This is a genomic window from Mesorhizobium sp. M7A.F.Ca.US.006.01.1.1 (assembly GCF_003997935.1).
In the GTDB taxonomy this organism is placed as follows: domain Bacteria; phylum Pseudomonadota; class Alphaproteobacteria; order Rhizobiales; family Rhizobiaceae; genus Mesorhizobium.
The window spans coordinates 1-4,234 of the sequence record NZ_RZQL01000385.1; the positions used below are offsets into that span (position 1 = coordinate 1).

Below are 4,234 nucleotides of genomic sequence, written 5' to 3' on the forward strand. Positions count from 1 at the left end.
TGCCGAAGCCGCGCATTTTTCCGGCGTGCCGGTCCAGCGCACGGTCATCCTGGCGCATACGCTCGCCGGCCTGATCGCGGCGATCGCGGCGCTGGTGCAGACCGGTTCGATCGCCGTCGGCAGCGTCCGTGTCGGCCTCGACCTGCCGATCCTGGCAGTCGCGGCAACGATCCTCGGCGGCGTCGTCTTCGGTCGTGGCGACGGCGGCGTCTGGGGGCCTTTCTTCGGGGCGCTGTGCTTTGCGCTGCTGTTCGTGGTGATGACGGTGCTCGGCATCGACGAGCCCGGCAAGCTCATCGCGCAAGGCGTCATCATTCTCGGTGCTGCGATCTTCTACGGAGTGCGCGTGCGAAACCCCTGACTTGAGACGGCGAAAAGCAAGTGCGCCGGCGTTCAGACAATTGCAAACAGATGGAGAAACATGGATGTCACCGCCAAAAAACATCATGTGCTACGGCGACTCGCTGACCTGGGGCTGGGTTCCGGTCAAGGAGGGGTCGCCGACCTACCGCTACCCCTATGACCAGCGCTGGACCGGTGTGATGGCGGCGGCGCTGGGAGCGGGCTACCACATCATCGAGGAAGGCCTGAGCGCGCGCACGACCTGTCTCGACGACCCCAACGATCCGCGCCTGAACGGCGCCAATTACCTGCCCTCGGCCATCGCCAGCCATCTGCCGCTGGACCTGGTCATCGTCATGCTCGGCACCAACGACACCAAGTCTTATTTCCGCCGGACGCCTTATGAGATCGCCAATGGAATGGCGAAACTGGTCGGGCAGATCCTGACCAGTGCCGGTGGCATCGGCACGCCTTATCCGGCCCCCAAGGCGCTGGTCATTGCGCCGCCGCCGCTGACCCCGATGCCCGATCCGTGGTTCGAGGGCATGTTTGGCGGCGGGCACGAAAAATCCAGGGATCTGGCCAGGCAATACAAGGCGATGGCGGATTTCATGAAGATCGATTTCCTCAATGCCGGCGATTACCTCACCACGGACGGTGTCGACGGAATTCATTTCACCGCCGCAAACAACGCCGATCTGGGACGCGCGGTGGCCGGCAAGGTCAAGTCGATCCTCGAGCCGGGCCAGGTCAGCACCGCCGCTTGAAGCCGCCACGCCCGTCGGCTTGCGGCACACAGGCCCACGGCGCAGGTGTATCGCAGGTTCCTCCGGCGATGCACATCGATGCGGGGCCGAACGATGCGTTTGGCCCCGTATTGATATGGCGCCCGGCGCCGGCAGATGTGCGTCGATCTAAGGGCTTGGCCTCGGAGCTCCGTCATCGGCGGACGCTTTGGTTTGGCGGTCGAAAACGACCGCCAGCCCGTTCTTGACGGCAAGCGAGGCGACCATGTCGTCGAGTTCGCGATCGGGAATGGCGGGTTTGAGGACCTGCCGGATGGCCCGATAGGCCTGCTCGGTTGACACATAGCCGTATCGTTTTTTGCGCGCTTCCACATATTGCTCGATGAGAATGCCCACTCGGCGGGCGGCGATGTCATCTGGCTGCTGCAAGGGAGCCTCCTCAAGCGTCGATCGTTTGCAGACCCCAGAGATGTAAAAACCCAGGCCGCGAAAGTTAAGGCCTGCTGTCGGCTTAAAGCTCAAAAAAATCTGCTGCTTCATTCGACGAATTGCACCGCAGAGTGACATCGTGCCCGAACTGGTACCTCGCTGCCGCAAGGGGCAGGTCAATTGGTTGGTCCGTCCCGAATCCCGACCAAAGCGTGTACTCACAATAGCGCCGACAGAGCGGCCATGAAGTGGTCGTTTTCCGAAGTCGAGCCGATGCTGACGCGCACATAGGTGTCAAAGCCCTGCTGCTTCCACGGTTTGACGATGACGCCTTGCCGCAGCAGGCCTTCGGCGAAGACGGAAGCATCTTGCCGGCAGTTGAAGAACAGGAAGTTGCCCCTGGAGGCGGCGACGTCGAGGCCCTTGCTCGCCAGGAAAGTCTCGACGCGTTTTCTCTCCGCCCTGGCCAGCGCGACGACCCTGGCGAGGTGTTCGTCATCGGCCAGCGCCGCGAATGCTGCGGCCTGCGCCATGCCGTTGGCGTTGAAAGGCGTGCGGACGCGATCGAGCAGCGCGCGCAGCTCCGGGTCACCGACGATGCCGAAGCCGATCCGCAATCCGGCCAGGCCGAACGCCTTGGAAAAGGTCCGCAGCACGATCCAGGGCCGGTCCAGCTTTCCGAGATAGGGCAGGGATGACGCATAGTCGTCGCCCTTGGCATATTCGGCATAGGCTTCGTCGATGATGATCAGCGTCTCGTCGCTCGTGGCATCCAGAACCCTCGACAGATCGCCGCCGGAGAGCCAGCTGCCGACCGGGTTCATCGGGTTCGAGAACAGCAGCATGCGCGGCCGTTCGCGCACCGCCTCGACCAGCGCATCGACATTGATGGTGAGATCGCCGTTGACGACAACGCGCTTGACGGTCGCCCCCATCAGCGTCGCGTAGTCCTCATGCAGCGGGAACGACGGATAGAGTGTGACGACCGCGTCGCTTGGCCGCAACACGGCACGGCTGATGACGGAGAGAAGGTCTTCGGAACCGTTGCCGAGGATAATCTGGTCCTCGGCGACGGCATATTTGTCGCCGATCGCCCGGCGCAGCTTGCGCCCGGCAGGGTCCGGATAGAGGCGGAACATCTCGGAGCCGGCATGCATCGTCGTGGCGAGGGTCGGGCTGGGCCCGAGCGGGTTTTCGTTCGAGCCCAGTTTGGCGATCCTGGCCGGTGCGTATCGCTCCATGACCTCGTCAATGGTCAGCCCGGAATTGTAAGGCGACAGACGGTTGACTTCGGTGCGGACCATATCCGAGGCTTTCGACACGGGCGGGCTCCTCTGCGGTGGATTTCGTCATCCGTACCGTAGCCGAAGTAGTTTGTATATGCTTGTATATGTAACTTGATCTGATAGTCTCGACGCTGAAGCGGAAACCGACACCGGCAAGGAGGATCACATGCGCAACGCTTCTCTCTTCGATCTCTCCGGCAGGAAGGCGCTTGTCACCGGCGCGAGCCGAGGCATCGGGCGCAGCATCGCAGAGGCGCTCAGCGCGGCCGGCGCCGACGTGGCGGTCACGGCGCGCAGCCTGGCCTCATTGCAGGACACAACGACAGCCATCCGCGCCGCCGGCGGGGTGGCGCATGCCGTTGCCCTCGACGTCACCGATGTCGGTCGCTGCCGCGCAGCCACCGCGGAGGCTGCGGACCTGCTTGGCGGCCTCGACATTCTCGTCAACAATGCCGGGATGGAGGAAGTCCGGGCCTCGCTCGATGTCGACGAGGCGCTCTGGGACAGGATCGTCGACACCAATCTGAAGGGAGCGTTCTTCTGCGCCCAGGCCGCCGCGCGGCAGATGCGCGACGCCGGCCGTCCTGGTGCCATCATCAATCTGTGCTCGCTGACATCCGAAGTCGGAATCCCCACCGCGGTGCCGTATGGCTCGTCGAAGTCGGGCCTGCTCGGCATGACGCGGGCGCTTGCGGCGGAGTGGGCGGAGCTTGGTATAAGGGTCAATGCAATCGCGCCGGGCTATTTCAGGACGGCGATGACTGACGTTTTCTACAGCAACGAGGCATGGCAGCACTCCATGCTGGCCAAGATCCCGCAGCGTCGTTTCGGTGATCTCTCCGATCTGCACGGCATCGCAGTGTTCCTCGCTTCGGATGCGGCGGCCTACATAACCGGCCAGTCCATCCCGGTCGATGGCGGCTTTCTCGCCTCGATCTGATGACGCGGTTTGTCTAGGCACTTTCGACCGGAAGGATGATGGAAAAATTGCTGGCGACCATCATACATACATGTATATACTTTTGCCCAAGTGAAGCCTCTCGACGGCTTTGATCCTTGCCCGGTCGGCCTGTCAGCCCGCAGCATATGGCCGGCCTGCGCCAACCGTCATTGCGTTCCAAGAGTTCTAGGAGAACGAGCAGTTATGTCCGACATCAGCTTCCACGATTTGTCATCCATCGATGCCGACCAGCGCGCCAGTCTGCTGAAGCGTGCCGAGGCCGATCTGACGGTTTTCGTCGAGAAGGTCCGGCCGATCATCCAGGCCGTCAAGGACGAAGGCGACGCCGCCTTGATCCGCTTCGCCAGGGAACTCGACAAGGCCAATGTCGCCGAGGGCAAACTGCAGGTGTCGGAAGCCGAGTTCGACGCGGCGTTCGACAATGTGGAAAAGGACGTCGTCGAGAGCATCCAGTTCGGCATCGACAACAT

The 4,234-nt window shown here is 62.7% G+C and carries 5 protein-coding genes and 1 pseudogene; 4 read left to right on the forward strand and 2 right to left on the reverse strand.

Annotation, left to right across the window (positions count from 1 at the left end):
• Both EN943_RS35400 and EN943_RS35405 read left to right on the forward strand, forming a co-directional pair.
• A pseudogene (locus EN943_RS35400) lies at positions 1-361 on the forward strand (ABC transporter permease); the annotation flags it as partial.
• A 64-nt stretch (positions 362-425) separates the two neighbouring features.
• Positions 426-1,109 (forward strand): SGNH/GDSL hydrolase family protein, encoded by a 684-nt coding sequence (locus EN943_RS35405; protein ID WP_127416429.1) that lies wholly within the window; start codon positions 426-428, stop codon positions 1,107-1,109.
• Between the two features lie 147 nt (positions 1,110-1,256).
• Here EN943_RS35405 and EN943_RS35410 read toward each other — a convergent pair whose 3' ends face one another.
• Both EN943_RS35410 and EN943_RS35415 read right to left on the reverse strand, forming a co-directional pair.
• Positions 1,257-1,628, reverse strand: coding sequence for a hypothetical protein (locus EN943_RS35410; protein WP_245476098.1), 372 nt, complete (start codon positions 1,626-1,628; stop codon positions 1,257-1,259).
• Positions 1,629-1,735: 107 nt separating this feature from the next.
• Positions 1,736-2,839, reverse strand: a complete 1,104-nt coding sequence (locus EN943_RS35415) for a histidinol-phosphate transaminase (RefSeq protein ID WP_127416430.1) — start codon at positions 2,837-2,839, stop codon at positions 1,736-1,738.
• Between the two features lie 130 nt (positions 2,840-2,969).
• On the opposite strand from EN943_RS35415, the gene EN943_RS35420 reads away from it, so the two are divergent.
• Together EN943_RS35420 and EN943_RS35430 are read left to right on the forward strand one after the other, a co-directional pair.
• On the forward strand, positions 2,970-3,743 hold the full coding sequence (locus EN943_RS35420) for a glucose 1-dehydrogenase (protein ID WP_127416431.1): 774 nt from the start codon (positions 2,970-2,972) through the stop codon (positions 3,741-3,743).
• 204 nt (positions 3,744-3,947) lie between these two features.
• Positions 3,948-4,234 (forward strand): histidinol dehydrogenase (locus tag EN943_RS35430; protein ID WP_206522876.1); only part of this gene is annotated, 287 nt, incomplete at its 3' end.

Excerpts from the sequence above, each read along its gene's own strand:
- EN943_RS35405 (WP_127416429.1), top strand. The coding sequence starts at position 426 with ATGTCACCGCCAAAAAACATCATGTGCTACGGCGACTCGCTGACCTGG.
- EN943_RS35410 (WP_245476098.1), bottom strand. The coding sequence starts at position 1,628 with ATGAAGCAGCAGATTTTTTTGAGCTTTAAGCCGACAGCAGGCCTTAAC.
- EN943_RS35420 (WP_127416431.1), top strand. The coding sequence starts at position 2,970 with ATGCGCAACGCTTCTCTCTTCGATCTCTCCGGCAGGAAGGCGCTTGTC.